The sequence below is a fragment of the Pseudonocardia sp. ICBG601 genome (assembly GCF_020496245.1).
Map to the genome: position 1 here is coordinate 1 of NZ_JAHLJA010000085.1, position 17,846 is coordinate 17,846.

Consider the following 17,846-nt stretch of genomic DNA (forward strand, 5'->3'; position numbering starts at 1 on the left):
CTTCATCTTCTCCTCACTCGGCGAGGAGCTCGGGCTGATCGGGCTGCCGCGATCATGCTCGTCTACCTGGTGCTCATCACCCGCGGACTGCGCTCGGCACTGGCCGTGCGCGACTCCTACGGGAAGCTGCTCGCGACCGGGCTGTCGTTCTCGGTCGCGCTGCAGATCTTCGTCGTCATCGGCGGGGTGACGAAGCTGATCCCGCTGACCGGTCTGACGCTGCCGTTCCTGTCCTACGGTGGCTCGTCGCTGCTGGCGAACTACGTGCTGGTGGCGATCCTGCTGCGGATCTCGCACGTGGCCAGGGCACCGCTGCCCGTCCGGCCCGCGAAGCCGCGGGCGCCGATCGCCGAGGCCAGCACCGAGCTCGTCCAGCGTCCCGGTGCGGGCCTGTCCGACACCCGTGACGACAACCGCGCCGACGGTGCCGCCAACGCCGCCAACGCCGCCCAGAGGAGCGAGACGTGAACCGCCCGGTTCCGCCGCGTGGCCCTCGCCGTGATGGTGATGATCGTGGTCCTGCTCGGCAACATCACCTACGTGCAGGTCGTCATGGCCGGCCAGTACCGGGACGACCCCCGCAACCAGCGCTCGCAGATCGACGAGTACTCGCGTCAGCGCGGGCAGATCGTCGCCGGCGGGCAGGTCCTCGCGCAGAGCGTCGAGGGGAACGGCCGGCTGCGCTTCGCGCGCCAGTACCCGCAGGGCGAGATGTTCGCGCCGGTCACCGGCTTCCTGTCGACCGTGTACGGCAAGACCGCGCTCGAGCGGTCCGCCGACGAGGTGCTCAACGGCACCGACGACCGGCTGTTCGTGCGCAGGCTGTCGGACCTCATCACCGGCCGGGACCCGGCGGGCGGCAACGTGGTGACCACCATCGACCCCGAGGTGCAGCGCGCCGCCTACGACGGGCTGGCCTCCCGCGGGTACACCGGCGCCGTCGTCGCGCTGGTCCCGCAGACCGGCGAGATCCTGGCGATGGCCTCGACGCCGTCGTTCGACCCGAACGCGCTGGCCTCGCCCGACCCCGCCGAGCAGCAGCGGGCCTGGCAGCGCTACGGCGCCGAGGACCCGGACCCGAGGACCAACCGGGCGATCAACGAGATCGAGCCGCCCGGCTCGACGTTCAAGCTCGTCACCACCGCGGCCGCCCTGCAGAACGGCTACACCCCGGACAGCCAGCTCACGGCCGCCCGCAGCATCCAGCTGGCCGACTCCACGACGACCCTGGAGAACTACAACGGCTCGGCCTGCGGCGGCGGGGCGACGGCGTCGCTGCGCGAGGCGCTGGCGCGCTCCTGCAACACCGCGTTCGCCCAGCTCGGCGGCGAGCTCGGCGCGGACAAGCTCCGTGCCCAGGCCGAGGCGTTCGGCATCGGCCGCACCGACCTGCAGATCCCGATGCCGGTCACCGCGTCGCAGGTCGGCCCGATGTCCGACGCCCCCTCCACCCAGCAGTCCGCGATCGGGCAGCGCGACGTCCGGCTGACCCCGATGCAGCTGGCGATGATCGGCGCCTCGATCGCCAACGGCGGCCAGACGATGGCCCCGCACCTGGTCAAGGAGATCCAGAGCCAGACCCTGGACGTCGTCGACACCACCGAGCCCGACCGGATGTCGCGGTCGATGCCGGCCGACGTGGCCCGCACCATGACCGACCTGATGGTCGGCTCGGAGGACCGGACCTCGGGCGGCGGCAAGATCACCGGCGTCCAGATCGCGTCGAAGACCGGTACCGCCGAGCACGGCACCGACCCGAAGAACACCCCGCCGCACGCCTGGTACGTGGTGTTCGCCCCGGCGGAGAACCCCAAGGTCGCGGTCGCGGTGCTCGTCGAGAACGGCGGCGACCGGGCGCTGGAGGCGACCGGTGGCTCCGTCGCGGCCCCGATCGGGCGGGCCGTGATCGCCGAGGCGCTGCGGGACGCCCAGTGAGCCCGCGGGACCCGGCCCGGCGCAGGTCCCCGGCGGTCCCGTGAGCGCCCTGTCGGCCGGGCAGCTGATCTCCGAGCGCTACCAGCTGGACCGGCGGATCGCGGTCGGCGGGATGGGCGAGGTCTGGGAGGCCTCCGACACCCGGCTCGGGCGCAGCGTCGCGGTGAAGGTCCTCAAGGCGGAACTCTCCGACGACCCCGAGTTCCTGCACCGGTTCCGCATCGAGGCCCGTACCGTCGCCTCGCTGGACCACGCCGGGATCGCCGCCGTGCACGACTACGGCGAGGACGACAGCCCCACCGGCGGCGGGCGCACCGCCTACCTGGTGATGGAGCTCGTCCGGGGCGAGCCGCTGTCGTCGCGGATCGGGCGCGGGCCCATCCCCGCCGACGAGGCGCTCGACATCCTCGAGCAGGCGGGCCGGGCACTGTTCGCCGCGCACGAGCGCGGGTTCGTCCACCGCGACGTCAAGCCCGGCAACATCCTGCTGCGCACCGACGGCGTCGTGAAGCTGACCGACTTCGGCATCGCCAAGGCCGCCGACGCCGTCCCGGTGACCCGCTCCGGGATGGTGATGGGCACCGCCCACTACATCGCACCGGAGCAGGCCTCCGGCGAGGAGGCCGGGCCGTCCGGCGACGTGTACTCCCTGGGCATCGTCGGCTACGAGTGCCTGGCCGGAGTCCGGCCGTTCCGCGCCGAGAGCGCCGTCGCCGTGGCGATGATGCAGGTCCGCGACGACCCGCCGCCGCTCCCGGACGAGATCCCCGAGCGGGTCCGCGAGCTGATCTCCTCGGTGCTGGTCAAGGACCCCGAGCAGCGCTACACCGACGGTGCCGAGTTCGCCGACGCCGTCGCCGCGGTCCGGCGTGGGCACCGGCCGCCGCCGCCCGGCATCCCCGCCCCCGGCGGGTACGCGCCCGACTTCCGCGGCGACGACGGCAGCGGCGCGCGCCACTCCCTGCAGGAGAGCGGACCGGGGACCGGCGACGGCCCGTCCGCCGGCGGTCCCGACACCGCCGACCGCGGCCCGCGCACCGGCGACCCCGGCCCCGACGGCGCCCGCCGCAGCGGGCCGGACCAGGGCGTGTCCCGCCCGGTCACCGGCCCCTACCCCGGCGCCGGGCAGGGCCGGCCGCAGGGACCGCGCACCCCGGGCGGCACGCCGGCGGGGTCCGGGCCGGTCCCGGTGCCCCCCGGCTCGCCGCCCTACGGCGCCCCGCTGCGTCCGCCGCACACCGGGCCGCACGCCGGCGGTCCGGCCGCCGGCCGTCGTCCGGGCGGGCCACCCACCGGGCCCGGGTTCCCGGGGCAGCAGCGCTCGGCGCCGACGCGTCCACCGGCGCGCCGCAACGCCTCCGCCGACCGGATGCCCGAGCTGCACCCGTCCGGCCCGCTCGATCTGGGCCCGCAACGGTCCGGCCGGGCGAAGGCCTGGCTGGCCGTGCTGTTCGTGGTCCTGACGCTCGCCGCCGTACTACTGGCGGTGATGATCTTGAGGGGTGTCTCGCCCGACGACATGCGGCCCGGGTCACTGGGGGTCGCGCCCGGTACCGTGGCGACCGCGGCCGGCCCCCCGGCCGGGTCCACGGGACCGGCGGTCCCGGCAGAGCCGTTCGCCGTCCCCCGTGCCCAAGATCGACCGGAGGTGCCCGGTGATGTCCCGGTGATCCCACCGAACGGTCGCTCCGGCGCAGATGCCGCCCGTACGGGACCGGCAGTGGGCGCCGACCGGCATGATGAGCACGCCTCCGACGGACTCGATGAGTACGGGAACCTGAACCGATGACGACACCACGACTGCTCTCCGAGCGCTACGAGCTGGGCGACCCGCTCGGCTACGGCGGCATGTCCGAGGTCCACCGCGGCCTCGACACCCGGCTCGGCCGGGACGTGGCGGTCAAGGTCCTGCGGGCCGATCTGGCCCGCGACCCCCAGTTCCAGCTCCGCTTCCGCCGTGAGGCGCAGAACTCGGCGTCGCTGAACCACCCGGCGATCGTCGCGGTGTACGACACCGGCGAGGTCGAGTCCGAGTTCGGGACACTGCCCTACATCGTCATGGAGTTCGTCGACGGACAGACGCTGCGCGAGATCGTCAAGACGTCCGGCCCGATGACCCAGCAGCGGGTCGTCGAGGTGATGGCCGATGTCTGCGCCGCGCTCGACTTCTCGCACCGGCACAACATCATCCACCGCGACGTGAAGCCCGCGAACGTGATGATCAACGGCGTCGGCGCGGTCAAGGTCATGGACTTCGGCATCGCCCGTGCACTGGGCGAGGGCCAGAACGTCACCCAGACCGCGGCCGTCATCGGCACGGCGCAGTACCTGTCCCCCGAGCAGGCCCGCGGTGAGGCCGTGGACGCCCGGTCGGACGTCTACGCCGCCGGCTGCGTGCTGTTCGAGCTCCTGACCGGCGAGCCGCCGTTCACCGGGGACACCCCGGTCGCGGTGGCCTACCAGCACGTGCGGGAGGACCCTCGGGCCCCGTCCGAGCTGAACCCGTCGGTGCCCCCGGCACTCGACGCGGTGGTGCTCAAGGCGCTCAGCAAGAACCCGGCCAACCGCTACCAGTCGGCCGCCGAGATGCGGGCGGACCTGATCCGCGTGCGCAACGGCGAGCCGGTGCACGCACCGCTGGTCATGAGCGAGCACGAGCGCACGCACATGATGGCCCACGACGGCGCGACCCAGGCCATGGCGACGCGCCGGCTCGACGCGGGCGGCCCGGCCACCGGCCGGCACACGATGCCGCCGCACCACCCCGACTACGGCGACGACGAGCGTCGCGGAGGGGGCCGCAAGGCACTCCTGTGGGTCGTCGCGCTCGCGGTGATCGGGCTGCTCGGCTTCGTCGGCTTCCAGTTGTTCTCCTCCTCGGGCCCGGACCAGGTCTCGGTGCCCGACGTACTCGGCCAGTCCCCGGACCAGGCCCGGCAGACCATCACCCAGGCCGGGCTGCTGTTCTCCCAGCAGGACCAGCCGTCGGACGTCGCGCAGGTCGGCAAGGTCGTCCGGACCGACCCCGGCGGCGGCAACCAGGTCCCCGAGAACAGCCGGGTGACGGTCTACGTCGGCAGCGGGCCCGCACAGGTCACGGTGCCGAGCGTCGAGGGCCTGTCCCCGGACGAGGCCGAGGCCAAGCTCCGGGCGGCCGGCCTGCAGGTCGGCGGCCGTACCGAGCGCGACACCAGTGACTCCAGCCAGGTCGGCAAGGTGATCACCTCCGACCCGGGGCCGGGCCAGCAGGTCTCGGGCAACACCGCGGTGTCGCTGGTGGTGGGTCGCAGGCAGCAGACGGTCGCCGTGCCCGACGTCGCGGGCCAGTCGGCCGACGCCGCCCGGACGACACTGCAGAACGCCGGTTTCCAGTCGATCTCCACGACCGAGGTCGACAGCAGCAGTTCGGCCGGCCAGGCGGTCGGCACGAACCCGTCGGCCGGGACCCGGGTCGCACCCGACCAGACCATCACCATCCAGATCAGCCGCGGGAACCAGAACCAGGTGCCCAACGTCGTCGGCCAGCGTGTCGACAGCGCGATCAGCACGCTGCAGGAGGCAGGGCTGAGCCCGTCGATCCGTCAGGTCGACGTCTCGGACTCCTCCCAGAACGGCGTCGTGCTGCAGCAGAGCCCGTCCGGCGGGTCCGAGGCCTCCAGCGGCCAGACCGTTACCCTCACCGTGGGCCGCTACTCCGGTGGCAGCAGCAGCGACGGGGACAACAGCGGCAACAGCGGGTTCCCGTTCAACTGACCATCCTTCCGGGAGGAACCGTGCGCGTCCTCGTCGTCGACAACTACGACAGCTTCGTCTACAACCTGGTCCACTACCTGGCCCAGCTCGGCGCCGACCCGGTGGTCCGGCGCAACGACGAGGTCGAGCTGGACGAGCTCGACGACGTCGGCGCCGTCCTGCTCAGCCCCGGGCCGGGCACCCCGGAACGGGCCGGTCGCAGCGTCGAGGTCATCCACCGCGCCGCGGAGCGCGGCACCCCGCTGCTGGGGGTGTGCCTCGGCCACCAGGCGCTGGCCACCGCCTGGGGCGGGGTCGTGGAGCGGGCGCCCGAGCTGCTGCACGGCAAGACCTCGGAGGTCTTCCACGACGGCACCGGGGTGCTCGCCGGGCTGCCCTCGCCGTTCACCGCCACCCGCTACCACTCGCTGACGATCCCGCCCGACGGTCTGCCGTCGGAGCTGGAGGCGACCGGGCACACCGAGACCGGCCTGATCATGGCCGTCCGGCACCGGGAGCTCCCGATCTCCGGCGTGCAGTTCCACCCGGAGTCCGTGCTGACCGAGGGCGGACACCGGATGTTGGCGAACTGGCTGCGCCAGGCCGGCTACTCCGTACCGGAGGACCTGGTCGTTCGGCTGTCCGCCGAGATGGCCGGGCTGGTCGCCGGGGTCTGACGCCCGCTCCGCACCGCCCGACGTCCCCGTGACGTGTGACGCCTGTGCCCCCGGGATGCCCCGGACGGCGACGCGGCCGCGCTACCGTGGTGGCGGATCTGTCCGGGTCGCCCCGTCCCAGACCACGGCGCCCCGTCGCAGGTCCCGCCCCCGGCCGGCGCACCGGCTGGACCCGTGTCCGACTCCGACAGGCGATGAGGTCAGATGCCGAAGTCGAAGGTCCGCAAGAAGGCGGCCTACACCCCTCCCCCGGTCAGCCGCACCCCGCAGAAGGTCGCGGGGCCGACGCACCCCGCCTACATCGCCGTCATGGTCGCGATGTGGATCCTCGGTCTCGCCTGGCTGGTGATCAACTATCTGGCGGGTCCGTCCATCCCGTTCATGCTCGCGCTGGGGAACTGGAACTTCATCATCGGGTTCTCACTCATCGTGATCGGCCTTCTCATGACCATGCGGTGGCGTTGAGCAGCGGAAATACACGGATGTGAGTTGTCCACCATGTGGATGGAGCCTGTGGACAACGTCGCATGACCACGCAGGGTGATCGACTTCGGTGGTCGACGCCGGTGGGCACGGTCGTCGCACTCTGGGTGCTGGCGGTCGCCGCGACCGGCTGGTCGGTCGCGGTGATCGTCTCCGGGGCGGAGGCGGCGGGCGCGCTCGTCGCGGGTGTCGCGGCGCTCGGTCTCGCCCTGGCCGCGGCCTCGGGGACCCGTGCCCGGCCCCGGCTGGAAGCCGGTCCCGAGGGGCTGACGGTCCGCAGGCTGACCTGGACCCGGCACGTGCCCTGGAGCCGGGTGGACGACCTGCGCCTGCTGCGGACCCGCAGGCTGGGCCGCGAGTCGGTGCTGCTGGAGCTGGAGCTGCGCGACGTCGACGACCACGAGCGGCTCGTCATCCTCGGCCGGGCCGAGCTGGGCGCGGACCCGGTCGACGTGTTCGACGACCTGTCCGCCCTGCGCCCGGGACACCGCCCCGGCGACGCCGGCCCGACCGTTCCCTGACCCGTGGCCCGGCGCCTCCACGGACACCGCGGCTCGCCCGGTCCCCCGCCGCGGCGGGGGACGACCCGCGACGGCGCCGCTCGCCGCGTGCGGACCGCGCCGACAGCTCGGGGCCCCACCCCTGGCGACGGCGGGCCGGGGTCAGACGCCGGCGGCCGCGAGCAGCCCCGCGGCGCGCACCACGATCAGCACGATCGCGAGCGCGGTCAGCCCGGAGACCGCCAGCACCTGGGTCCGCCTGCGCTGCGGGGACCCCGTCCCGAGGTGGACCAGCGCCGCGGTGACCGCGGCGCCGAAGACCAGCCCGCCGAGGTGCCCCTGCCACGAGATGCCCTGGATGCTGAAGCTGATCACGGCGTTGATCGCGATGAGGGCGACGACCTGCCCGGTCGGCAGCTTCAACCGCCGGAGCAGGACGAACAGTGCCCCCATCAGCCCGAAGACCGCACCGGAGGCACCCGCCGTCAGCCCGTTGGGAGCGCTGAACAGCATGACCGCGGCCGCGCCGCCGAGCATGGACACGCCGTAGACGGCGACGAACCGGGCCCGTCCCAGGACCGTCTCGACCTCACGGCCGATGATCCACAGGGCGTACATGTTGAACGCCAGGTGCAGCGGGCCGATGTGCAGGAAGCCCGAGGTGATGATCCGCCAGTACTCGCCGTCGGCGACCAGGAGCGGGACGAGCCCGCCGGCCTCGAACAGCGGCGACAGGAAGTTGGACATCACGCTGCCCGCCGTGACCGCGGTGATCACGTAGACCACCACGTTCGCGACGATCAGCCCGGGGACGACCACCGGCTTCCCGGTACGGCTCGCCCCGGCGACGGTGCGTCGTCGCGGGGTAGTCCGTGCGGCCTCGGCGAGGCAGTCCACGCAGTGCTGGCCGACCGGGGCCGGCTGCAGGCAGGCGGGGCAGGCGGGCCGGTCGCAGCGCGAGCAGGCCAGCCCGGTGGGGCGGTCGGGGTGCCGGACGCACACCGTCGCGCCGCCGGGGCCGGGCGGGGCGCCGGGCCCCCCGCCCGGGCCGGTCTCCCCGGATCCGTACTGCGCAGGTCCGTACGGCGCAGGTCCGTACGGCGCGGACCCGTAGGGCGTCTGCCCGTACGGCGCCGACCCGGGACCACCCGATGGCGGACCGCCCGGCGCGCCCGGCGGCGGCCACTGGGGCTGCGGGTAGCCGGGCGGCGCCGGGTAGTACGGCGTGCCCGCGGGGCCGGGGGATCCCGGGCCGCCCTCGGGCTCGCCGGATGCCCCGGATCCGCTGCTGTCGGGTCGTCCGTTCACCACGGCCGGTCCACTCGGTGGTCGGAGACCTGCTGGGTCAGGACCGCTCGATCTCGATCTTCTCGATGACCACGTCGGTCAGCGGCCGGTCGGCCTGGCCGGTGGTGGTCTGGGCGATGGCGTCCACGACGGCCCGCGACTCGGCGTCGGCGACCTCACCGAAGATGGTGTGGCGCCGGTTCAGGTGCGGGGTGTTGCCCACCGTGATGAAGAACTGCGAGCCGTTGGTGCCCGGCCCGGCGTTGGCCATGGCCAGCAGGTAGGGCCGGTCGAACTTGAGGTCCGGGTGGAACTCGTCGCCGAACTGGTAGCCCGGGCCACCGCGACCGGTACCGGTCGGGTCGCCGCCCTGGATCATGAAGCCGCTGATCACCCGGTGGAAGATCGAACCGTCGTAGAACGGCCCGGAGTCTCCGCCGCTGGCGTTCGGGCCCGTGTAGTCCTTGCTGCCCTCCGCGAGGCCGACGAAGTTCGCGACCGTCTTCGGCGCGTGGTCGCCGAACAGCACGACGCGGATGTCGCCCTCGGAGGTGTGCAGGACGGCCGTCGTCTTGGCGTTCTCTGGTTCCGTCACGACTACCATCGTGCCAGTAAGCAGCCGCATCCGTGGGAAGCAGGTCCGGAACATGAGTGCCGAGAGGAAGCGGGCCCGTGCCCGCAAGGACGCGACCGAGGCCGTACGCACCTTCGCCGACGCCGGCCGGATCGCCGGTGGCGCGGTCACCGACGCCGTGGCCGGAGGGGTCTCGACGCGTCTGTCCGACCTGTCCGACGTGGTGTCCGGCTCGGTGCACGACGCCCGCCACGCGCTGGCCGAGATCGTCGAGCCGACCCCGGTGCGGGTGCGCCGGGCCCCGTGGATCGTGGCCGTCCTGCTGCTGACCGCGGCCGCGGTGTGGGGCTGGGCGACGGTCCTGAAGCGCGAGCGCGAGGTGGACCCCGGGACCCCGGTCCCGACGACCCCGCCGTCCGACGACCAGATCCACGGCAAGCCGATCGGTCAGGGCAGGTCGCAGACGAACGGCCACTGACCGCAGGACCCGTCCCGGAACGAGCGGGTCAGGACGGGCGCAGCGTCCGCAGGAAGCCGGTCACGGCGGCCTCGTAGCCGTCGGGATCGGCGTTCCAGCTGCCGGTGTGCTCGGTACCGGAGAACTCCCGGTAGGTGACCGGCCAGCCGTGCTCCGGGGCGGTCGCGGCGAGGTCCCGGCTCAGCGAGACCGGGACGGCGGTGTCGGCGTCGCTGTGCAGGACGAGCGTCGGGGGACGGACCGCGGGCGGACGACGGACCAGGTCGAACCGGTCGAGGTCGATCCCGATCCGGCGTGCGGTGAACCGGGCCGCGACCCCGGCCAGGGTCGGGGGGAGACCGCGGTTGCGGGCCTGCCGGCGCAGCGTGCGACGCCAGTCGAGCAGCGGCGCGTCCCAGACCACGGCGTCGACGAGGTCGGCCTGCGGGGACCGGTCGAGGAACGCCCCGCCCACCGCGGCCCCCATCGACCAGCCGACCAGCACCAGCCGGCGCGCGCCGTGGACCAGGGCGTAGGCCGCGGCGGCGTCGACGTCGCGCCACTCGGTGTCGCCGAGGTGCGAGCGCCCGTCCGGTGACTTCGGGGCGGTCCCGTCCCCGCGGTAGCTGACGACGAGCTGGGTCAGGCCGGCCGCGTGCAGCGCGGGCAGGATCCGCAGTGCCTCGCGTCGGGTCCCGCCACGGCCGTGCACGCACAGCGCCCAGGTGTGCGGGTGTCCTCCGGCCGGGGCAGGGATGCGCCAGGCCGGGGCCGGCCCGAGGTCGGTGGGCACCTCGACCTCGTCGAAGGACAACCCTCGTGCGGACGGGTCCGGGTCGAACGGGCCGGCGTCGAGCACGGCGGGGCCGATCGCGGGGACCGGGCCCGCGCGGAGCTCACGGACGACCGTGCGGCGCCCGCGGTCGAGGACCGGACCGACGACGGCCAGCCCGGCCGGGCCGCGCAGTCCCCACACGCCCGGCTGCGCGGACAGCCGGGTCCGCGCCAGCTCGACGGTGCCGTCCCCGGTGGCGACGACCCGCTCGGGCAGCCCCGGGCGCGGCGACGGGTGCAGCAGGATCGTCGAGTAGTGCCAGCCGATCGCGGCCGCGGCGGCGCCTCCCGCCCCGCCCAGGACCCCGGCCAGCGCGCCCGCAACGGGCACCGAAGGACGAACGGAGTGGCGGACGGAGGGGCTCGGCGCGCGCACGCACTCATCCTGCTCCCCCGCGTACGAACACCGCGAGTGGACCACCGAAGGCATTCCGGAGCGACGAACACTCGCCCGTACGTGCGAGACCCCTCTCAGGTTGCCACTCGTACGGGTGAAGATCACTGTCGATCGACTGCGCACCGCAACCGCTTGATGTGGATCTCGTTGTCCCCCGGCGAGGGTCGTCCGTCGACCCTCCGCTCCCCCGATCCCCCTTGGAAGGACGTGCGCATGAACTCGCTCGCCCGTACCGCCCTGCGGCTGTCCCTCACCGGCGCCGGCATCGCCGCGCTCGGCGCCGGTCTCGTCGGCCAGGCCTCGGCCGCCGAACTTCCCGAGCTGCCCGAGCTCCCGGCCGCCCCGGACACCTCCGCCCTGACCGACGCCGCGGACAGCCTCCCCTTCGGCGAGCTGCAGGTCCCGGACGCCGATGCCCTCGGTCTGCCGGAGCTGCCCTCGACCGACTCGCTGCCGAGCGCGCCGTCGCTGCCCGGCACCGACGACCTGCCCACCGCCACGCCGCAGGCCGCGGACGTCGCGTCGGAGCTGCCCTCGGCCGAGGACGCCCCCGAGCTGCCGTCCACGGACGACCTGCCCGAGCTGCCCTCGGCGGAGGACGCCGGCCTCCCGTCGGTCGACGACGCGGGCGCGCTGCCCGTGTTCGAGGTCCCGGCCGTCATGCACATCGAGGCGCCGACCGGCTCCTGACGTCGGTCCGCGGGTGCCGGACCCCCGACCGGCACCCGCGACCACGCCCGTCCGGTGTCCCCGACGACCGGGGCACCGGGCGGGCGGTCGTGTGCGGGCTCAGGGACGACCGTGCCGCGGGCGCGGCGGCGGCGCCGGGACCACCGGCGCGCGGACGAGGAGCTCGTAGCGGTCGAAGGATCCCTCGTCGTCGACGACGTGGCGCAGGAACCGGAACCCGGCCCGCCGCGCGACCCCGACCGATGCGGTGTTCTGCGGGTCGACGTCGATCGAGATCCACCGCACGTCACCACGTTCGCCCAGGTAGCGGGCCGCGAGCCGGACCGCGCGGGTCGCGAGGCCGCGACGGCGGTACGCCGCGTAGACGCCGTAGGACAGACCGGCCCGGCCCCCCGCGGGGTCGAGGTCGACGTCGATGGTCCCGGCGAGGACGGCGCCGCCGTCCACCCGGATCCCGAAGCTCAGCTTCGGCCCGTCGTCGGCCCAGCGTTCGATCGCACGACGGACGTGGGCACGGGCGGTCGCCGGGGTCGCGGGTGCGCCACCGAGCCAGCGGACGATCTCGGCGTCCTCACCCGCGAGGTGGGCCGTCACGTCGTCCCAGCCGAGCGGGCTGAGGACGACGACGCCGTCCGCCAGCATGTTGGAGGGACGCGACACGGGACCATCCTGCCCCAGACGTCGCCGTGCGTGATCGGGTACTCCCCTCCGGGGTTCCCCGTCAGGACGACGGCGCCTCGCGCACCCGGTAGCGCATGAGGAGCGTGTCGTCCCCGGTGACGACGCTGACCAGCTCCAGGCGCGCCGGATCCATGCCGGCGCCGCGGGCGATCCGCCCGGCCTCCCCGGAGACGAGGAACGGAGCGAGGGTCAGCCGCAGCTCGTCGACCAGGCCCGCCTCGGCCAGGCTGCCGAACAGCGCGGGGCCGCCCATGCAGTTGATCCGGCGCAGTCCGCGCTCCCCCAGCGCGGCGACCGCGACGGCGAGGTCGACCGACTCGTCGCCGGTGAGCACGACCTCGGCGCCGGCGTCGGTCCACCGGCCGCGCAGGTCCACGGGGACCGACTCGCAGGTCAGCACGATCGTGGGGACCACGGTGTCGGTCAGCACCGGCGACGACGGATCGAGGGACTTCCCCGACGAGGTGACGACCGCCGTCGACGGCAGCTCCGACAGCCCGAAGCGGCGGCGCCGGCCGTCCATCCGGTCGTTGTGCTTGACGCCCGTGAACCCCTCGGCGGTGGCCGTCCCGGCCGCGACGAGCACGACGTCGGCCAGGTCGGTCCCCAGGTCGAGCACCGCACGGTCGGGCGGGGTGGACAGCCCGGCCGAGCTACCCTGGACCTCGACGGCCCCGTCCGCGCTGGACACGAAGTTGACCGACAGCCGGAGCCGGTCGTCCGGGTAGGCGTAGAGCCGTTCGAGCTGCTCGGTCGACAGCGGCCCGGCGTCGGCCACCGGGAAGATCTGGTGGATCGTGCTCACGCGAGCAGTCTCACCGCCCGCGAGGGATTCCGCTCGCCACGAACGGTGGCGACCATCTCGCAGGTCTCCCGGGTGGCCCGGGCCTGGTGGGCGCGCACCATGGCGACGCCGCGGTCGGCGGCCAGCGCCGTCGCGGCGAGGGTGCCGGTCAGCCGCTCCTCGAGCGGCACGGCCAGGGACTCGCCGACGACGGTCTTGTTCGACATCGCCAGCAGCACCGGCCAGCCGGTCGCGACCATCTCGTCGATGCCGCGCAGGACCTGCAGGCTGTGCAGGGTGTTCTTCGAGAAGTCGATCGCCGGGTCGATGAGGATCCCGCCGGCGGGCACGCCCGCGGCGACGGCCTTCTCCGCGAGCGCGACGGTCTGGTCGATGACCGTGCGCAGGACGTCGGTGTAGCGCGGCCGGTGCGGCTCGGTGCGCGGGTCGACGTGGTCGGTGTGCGCGCTGACGTAGCCGGCGCCGTACCGGGCGGCGACGTCGAGGATCCCGGCGTCGGCGGCCGCCCAGTTGTCGTTGACCAGGTCGGCGCCCGCCGCGCAGACCGCATCGGCGGGTCCGGCGCGGAAGGTGTCGACCGAGATCGCGACGTCGGGGAACGTGTGGCGTGCCCACTCCACGGTCGGCACGACCCGGTCGATCTCCTCCTGCTCGGTCACCTCGGCCCCCGGGCTGGCCGGCACACCGCCGATGTCGATGACGTCGGCACCCTCCCGGACCACCGCCGTGATGCGGTCCCGGGCGGCCTGCTCGGCGAAGGTGACCCCGTGGTCGTAGAACGAGTCGGGGGTCCGGTTGACGATCGCCATGACCATCGCCCGGTCCCGGTTCCAGGTACGTCCACGGAACGTCACGCTCGGCACGTGGTCTCCTCACAGCACGGACGGGCCCGCTGCAGGACCCGGTTGGATCTCCATCCTGCCCCGGGGCCCGGCGTGCGTGCCCACCCCGACGGTCATCGGTCGCGCGTGTAGTCCCGCAGTGGCGGCTCGGTGGCCCCCGCGGCTCGGTCGCGATGCCGGTCGCGACCTGTCCCAGCAACCGTGCCTCGTGCACGTCGCCTTCTCGTCGGTCCGCCGAAAAATACGATGCGCACGACGGAGCCACGGACCGCACAGCCGTCACCGGTCCGGTCCGCCGATCGTCGCGGCGGACCGGACCGGCGAGGTCACGACAGGTGCTTCCCGGAGATCGCGCGGGCGATGACGAGCTGCTGGATCTGCTCGGTGCCCTCGAAGATGTCGTAGATCTTCGCGTCGCGGTGCATCCGCTCCACCGGGTGCTCGCGCGAGTAGCCCGCGCCGCCGAGGATCTGGATGGCCCGCTCGGTCGCCCACACCGCGACCCGGCCGGCCTTGAGCTTGGACATCGACCCCTCGCCCGCGGTGAACGGGACGTTGTTGCGCCCCATCCAGGCGGCCCGGTGCACGAGCAGCCGGGCGGCGTCGATCTCGGTCTTCATGTCCGCGAGGGTGAAGGAGATCGCCTGGTTCTCGATGATCGGGCGACCGAAGGCAACCCGGTCCTTGGCGTACTCCAGGGCGTACTCGTAGGCGGCGCGGGCGATGCCGATCGCCTGCGAGCCGACCGTCGGACGGGACAGCTCGAAGGTCTGCATCGCGGCGGAGCCCGTCGACTTCTCCCCCGACCGGGCACGGGCGAGCCGCTCGTCCAGCTTCTCCTTGCCGCCGAGCAGGCACGAGCCGGGGAGCTTCACGTCGTCGAGGAAGACGTCCGCGGTGTGCGACGCGCGCAGACCCATCTTCTTGATCTTGCGGGTGGACTCCAGGCCGGGCGTCTTCGGCGGGACGACGAACGCGGCCTGTCCCTTGCTCCCCAGCGCGGGGTCGACGACGGCCTGCACCACGTGGATGTTCGCGATGCCGCCGTTGGTGGCCCAGGCCTTCTGGCCGGTGAGGGTCCACTCGTCCTTCGCCTCGTCGTAGACGGCGCGGGTGCGCATCGCCGAGACGTCCGAGCCGGCTTCGGGCTCGGACGAGCAGAACGCTCCGACCTGCGGCTCGGAGGCGGCGCCGCAGCACTGCGGGATGAACTCGACCATCTGCTCGGGCGTGCCCGAGGCGAAGATGCCGGCCACCGCGAGGGTGGTGCCGAAGATCGCCATGCCGATGCCGCCGTCGCCCCAGAAGAGCTCCTCGTTGACCAGCGGCATGGACAGGCCGGTCTCGTCACCCCAGAAGGAGGCGAGGGTCTCGAAGTTGTAGAGCTCGATCTTCGCGGCCTCCTGCAGGATCGGCCACGGGGTCTCCTCGCGCTCGTCCCACTCGGCGGCGGCCGGGCGCACGACGTCGGCGGCGAAGCCGTGCACCCACTCCTGCAGCTCGCGGTGCTCCTCGGACAGTTCGAAGGAAGTCATCTCAGCTCTCCGCTGGTCGGTCGCGGTTCTCGTCAGGCAGACGGGATCTGGAACATCTTCTGCAGAGCGGTCGCGAAGCCGACGTCGCCGGAGACCTTGAGCTTGCGCGTCATGAACAGGGTCACCGGGTTGGCGTTGTTCGTCGCGACCTTGAGGAACTCGGTGCCGGGCATGGTCAGCGCAGTGCGGGGGTCCTCGTCGGTGCCCTCGGTGACCGTGCAGGTGCCGTTCTGCATCACGGTCTGGAAGCTGTCGACCGTCGAGCCGTCCTTGATGTGCCAGTGCACGACCTGCCGGTTCCCGGTCGCGCCCTTGGACGAGTAGAACTCGCTCATCCGGCCGAAGATCGCCTCGAGCACCGGTCGGCGGACCTCGGACGACATCACGGTCGCCAGCTGCTGCTTCGACGCGGTCTTGACCAGGCGGGCGAACAGCGACGGGTCGACGTTCTTCGCGTTCCCGTCGCGCAGAGCCGTCCCGAGCGGGGCGATCAGCTGCTCGTCGGACAGGGACTTCGGGTCGACGCTGCGACCCAGCTCGTTGATGTCGACCGTGTCGGCCATCGCTCGTTCCACCTCGCCGTGGTTCACACAAGTGTCCGGTACTCGCCGTACCGGCTCGGGACGAGGCGTACTTTACGCAGCAGTAGCTAAGCTGTCGAGATGGCATCTGCACCCCGTCGCAGGCTCCCGCCCGCGCAGCGCGAGAAGCAGGTCCTCGACGCGGCGGTGCGCGTGTTCTCCCGGGACGGGTTCCACGACGCGTCGATGGACGGCGTCGCCGACGAGGCGGGGCTGTCGAAGCCGATGGTCTACACGCACGGCGGGGGCTCGAAGGAGGAGCTGCTGCGGCGGTGCATCCGCCGCGAGGCCGACCGACTGCTGGAGTCGGGCTCCGGCGCCGCGGCCGGGGCGCCGGTCGACGCCGAGGTGCGCCTGCACCGCGGTCTCCGGGCGTTCTTCGCCAGTGTGACCACCCATCGCGACGGCTGGTCGGTGCTCTACCGCCAGGCCCGCACCGGCGCGCTCGCGGACGAGGTGCACGCGGCGCGCACCCGGATCGTCGACCGGGTGGCGCGACTGCTGGCGGCCGAGCTGGCCGTCCCCGCGGGCGTGGATCCGGCGACGGTCACCGCCCCGCTCGCGGCGGCGCTGGCGGGCGCGGCCGAGGGACTGGCCGACTGGGCGGGCGACGGCACGGACCCCGACGACCTGGCCTCGACGCTGATGACCCTGGTCTGGCCGGGCCTGGAGCGCCTGCGCGGGTGAGCCGCCGGCGCCACCGTGCGCTCAGCCCTCCGTCGCCGGCCGCGTCACGAAGCGCCGGGTGCGGTCCGGAAGCCGGTCGACGATCCGGCCGATCCGCTCGGTGGTGCCCTGCAGCGGCGCGAGCGCGTCGGCCAGCACGCCGATCTGCCGGTCGAGCGCGTCGATCCGGGCCGCGACCGAGCGCAGGTCCGGGGCGACGGCGGTCAGCTGGCTCGCGGCCTGCGCGAGGTTGACGTCCAGGGCGGCCAGCCGCGGGGTCCCGTCGGCATCGGCGTCGGCAACGGCCGCCGCGATCCGCCGGACAGCGCCCTGGTCGCCGGTGGCCGCGGCCAGTGTCGCGAGGTCCTCACGCACCGGCGCCAGCTCCCGCAGCGGCTCGACCGCCCCCGCGAGGGCCGCGAGGTCACCGGGGGTGCGGGCGAGCTCCTGCAACGGTCCGACCGCCTCGCCAGACGTGCGAGGTCGGCCCGGGTCGCTGCCAGCTCGTGCACCGCGGGGACGGCGCCGGTGAGGCTCTCCAGGTGCTCGCGCGCCGCGGCCAGCTCCCGCAGCGGCTCCACCGCGCCGGCCAGCTGCGCCAGGTCGGCGCGGGTGGCGGCGAGCTCCTGGAGCGGGGCGACGGCGTCGGCGAGGCGCTGCAGCGACGTGACGGCCCCGGCGAGCGCGGCGAGGTCACCCGCGGCCGGTGCCAGCTCCCGCAGCGGTGCCGCGGCGCCGGCCAGCTCGTGGAGGTCCTCGCGCACCGCGGCCAGCTCGGTCAGCGGTCCGACCGCCGCGCTCAGCTCGCGCAGCGACTCCACCGCCGTGCCCAGCTCGGCCAGCGGTCCGACGGCAGTGGCGAGCTCACGCAGCGCATCGACCGCGCCCGCGAGCTCCGACAGCGGCCCGACGGCACCCGCCAGCTCCCGCAGCGAGGCCACCGCCGCGCCGAGCTCGCGCAGCGGCCCGACCGCGGCGGCCAGCTCGTGCAGGTCCCCGCGCACGCCCGCGAGGTGGTGCAGGTCCTCCCGCACCGCGGCGAGCTCGTGGAGGTCGTCGCGCACGCTCGCCAGGTGGTGCAGGTCCTCCCGCAGCCCGGCGAGCTGGTGCAGGTCGTCGCGGGCGCCGGCCAGTTTCGCGCAGCGGTCCGGCGGCTCCGGCCAGCTCGAC

The 17,846-nt window shown here is 73.8% G+C and carries 18 protein-coding genes and 1 pseudogene; 10 read left to right on the forward strand and 9 right to left on the reverse strand.

Annotated elements, in window-relative coordinates; all coding sequences use genetic code 11:
- From KPL57_RS23370 to KPL57_RS23400, 7 genes and pseudogenes are all read left to right on the forward strand, one after another.
- Positions 1-468, forward strand: a pseudogene (locus tag KPL57_RS23370) (FtsW/RodA/SpoVE family cell cycle protein); the annotation flags it as partial.
- Between the two features lie 33 nt (positions 469-501).
- The gene (locus KPL57_RS23375; RefSeq protein WP_226353195.1) at positions 502-1,935 is read left to right on the forward strand and encodes a penicillin-binding protein 2; all 1,434 of its coding nucleotides are present in this window, start codon (positions 502-504) and stop codon (positions 1,933-1,935) included.
- A gap of 40 nt (positions 1,936-1,975) precedes the next feature.
- Entirely contained in the window at positions 1,976-3,724 is a 1,749-nt protein-coding gene (locus KPL57_RS72600; protein ID WP_374111635.1) for a protein kinase, read from the forward strand.
- Positions 3,721-5,688, forward strand: a complete 1,968-nt coding sequence (gene pknB, locus KPL57_RS23385) for a Stk1 family PASTA domain-containing Ser/Thr kinase (protein WP_226353187.1) — start codon at positions 3,721-3,723, stop codon at positions 5,686-5,688. Before KPL57_RS72600 ends, pknB begins: the two co-directional genes overlap by 4 nt.
- A gap of 20 nt (positions 5,689-5,708) precedes the next feature.
- The gene (locus KPL57_RS23390) at positions 5,709-6,344 is read left to right on the forward strand and encodes an aminodeoxychorismate/anthranilate synthase component II (protein ID WP_075309243.1); all 636 of its coding nucleotides are present in this window, start codon (positions 5,709-5,711) and stop codon (positions 6,342-6,344) included.
- A gap of 204 nt (positions 6,345-6,548) precedes the next feature.
- On the forward strand, positions 6,549-6,809 hold the full coding sequence (crgA, locus tag KPL57_RS23395; protein WP_020626195.1) for a cell division protein CrgA: 261 nt from the start codon (positions 6,549-6,551) through the stop codon (positions 6,807-6,809).
- 101 nt (positions 6,810-6,910) lie between these two features.
- Entirely contained in the window at positions 6,911-7,348 is a 438-nt protein-coding gene (locus tag KPL57_RS23400; RefSeq protein WP_084786224.1) for a PH domain-containing protein, read from the forward strand.
- Between the two features lie 141 nt (positions 7,349-7,489).
- Here KPL57_RS23400 and KPL57_RS70085 read toward each other — a convergent pair whose 3' ends face one another.
- Together KPL57_RS70085 and KPL57_RS23410 are read right to left on the reverse strand one after the other, a co-directional pair.
- Positions 7,490-8,638, reverse strand: coding sequence for a rhomboid family intramembrane serine protease (locus KPL57_RS70085; RefSeq protein WP_226353188.1), 1,149 nt, complete (start codon positions 8,636-8,638; stop codon positions 7,490-7,492).
- A gap of 34 nt (positions 8,639-8,672) precedes the next feature.
- Complete coding sequence (locus KPL57_RS23410; RefSeq protein ID WP_043280629.1) at positions 8,673-9,218, reverse strand: peptidylprolyl isomerase; 546 nt, start codon at positions 9,216-9,218, stop codon at positions 8,673-8,675.
- Between the two features lie 43 nt (positions 9,219-9,261).
- Here KPL57_RS23410 and KPL57_RS23415 point away from each other — a divergent pair, with 43 nt between their 5' ends.
- Positions 9,262-9,666, forward strand: a complete 405-nt coding sequence (locus KPL57_RS23415) for a hypothetical protein (protein ID WP_020626199.1) — start codon at positions 9,262-9,264, stop codon at positions 9,664-9,666.
- 28 nt (positions 9,667-9,694) lie between these two features.
- On the opposite strand, the gene KPL57_RS23420 is transcribed toward KPL57_RS23415, so the two are convergent.
- Positions 9,695-10,810 (reverse strand): alpha/beta fold hydrolase, encoded by a 1,116-nt coding sequence (locus KPL57_RS23420; protein ID WP_226353189.1) that lies wholly within the window; start codon positions 10,808-10,810, stop codon positions 9,695-9,697.
- Between the two features lie 279 nt (positions 10,811-11,089).
- Between KPL57_RS23420 and KPL57_RS23425 the strand changes: the two genes are divergently transcribed.
- On the forward strand, positions 11,090-11,566 hold the full coding sequence (locus tag KPL57_RS23425; RefSeq protein WP_226353190.1) for a hypothetical protein: 477 nt from the start codon (positions 11,090-11,092) through the stop codon (positions 11,564-11,566).
- Between the two features lie 99 nt (positions 11,567-11,665).
- Here the strand turns inward: KPL57_RS23425 and KPL57_RS23430 are convergent, their stop codons facing one another.
- From KPL57_RS23430 to KPL57_RS23450, 5 genes are all read right to left on the reverse strand, one after another.
- Positions 11,666-12,226 (reverse strand): GNAT family N-acetyltransferase, encoded by a 561-nt coding sequence (locus KPL57_RS23430; RefSeq protein WP_145981496.1) that lies wholly within the window; start codon positions 12,224-12,226, stop codon positions 11,666-11,668.
- A gap of 61 nt (positions 12,227-12,287) precedes the next feature.
- Positions 12,288-13,052 (reverse strand): dihydrofolate reductase family protein, encoded by a 765-nt coding sequence (locus KPL57_RS23435; RefSeq protein ID WP_226353191.1) that lies wholly within the window; start codon positions 13,050-13,052, stop codon positions 12,288-12,290.
- On the reverse strand, positions 13,049-13,915 hold the full coding sequence (gene folP, locus KPL57_RS23440; RefSeq protein ID WP_020625153.1) for a dihydropteroate synthase: 867 nt from the start codon (positions 13,913-13,915) through the stop codon (positions 13,049-13,051). Before folP ends, KPL57_RS23435 begins: the two co-directional genes overlap by 4 nt.
- Before the next feature lie 305 nt (positions 13,916-14,220).
- Positions 14,221-15,429, reverse strand: coding sequence for an acyl-CoA dehydrogenase family protein (locus tag KPL57_RS23445; RefSeq protein WP_226353192.1), 1,209 nt, complete (start codon positions 15,427-15,429; stop codon positions 14,221-14,223).
- A gap of 32 nt (positions 15,430-15,461) precedes the next feature.
- A complete protein-coding gene (locus KPL57_RS23450) occupies positions 15,462-15,992 on the reverse strand; it encodes an SCP2 sterol-binding domain-containing protein (protein WP_226353193.1) in 531 nt (176 codons plus the stop codon).
- Between the two features lie 99 nt (positions 15,993-16,091).
- Here KPL57_RS23450 and KPL57_RS23455 point away from each other — a divergent pair, with 99 nt between their 5' ends.
- Positions 16,092-16,697 carry a TetR/AcrR family transcriptional regulator gene (locus tag KPL57_RS23455; protein WP_226353194.1) on the forward strand — a complete coding sequence of 202 codons (606 nt, stop codon included), beginning with the start codon at positions 16,092-16,094 and terminating at the stop codon, positions 16,695-16,697.
- A 203-nt stretch (positions 16,698-16,900) separates the two neighbouring features.
- On the opposite strand, the gene KPL57_RS23460 is transcribed toward KPL57_RS23455, so the two are convergent.
- On the reverse strand, positions 16,901-17,846 hold a 946-nt coding region (locus tag KPL57_RS23460), incomplete at its 5' end, for a hypothetical protein (protein ID WP_374203776.1).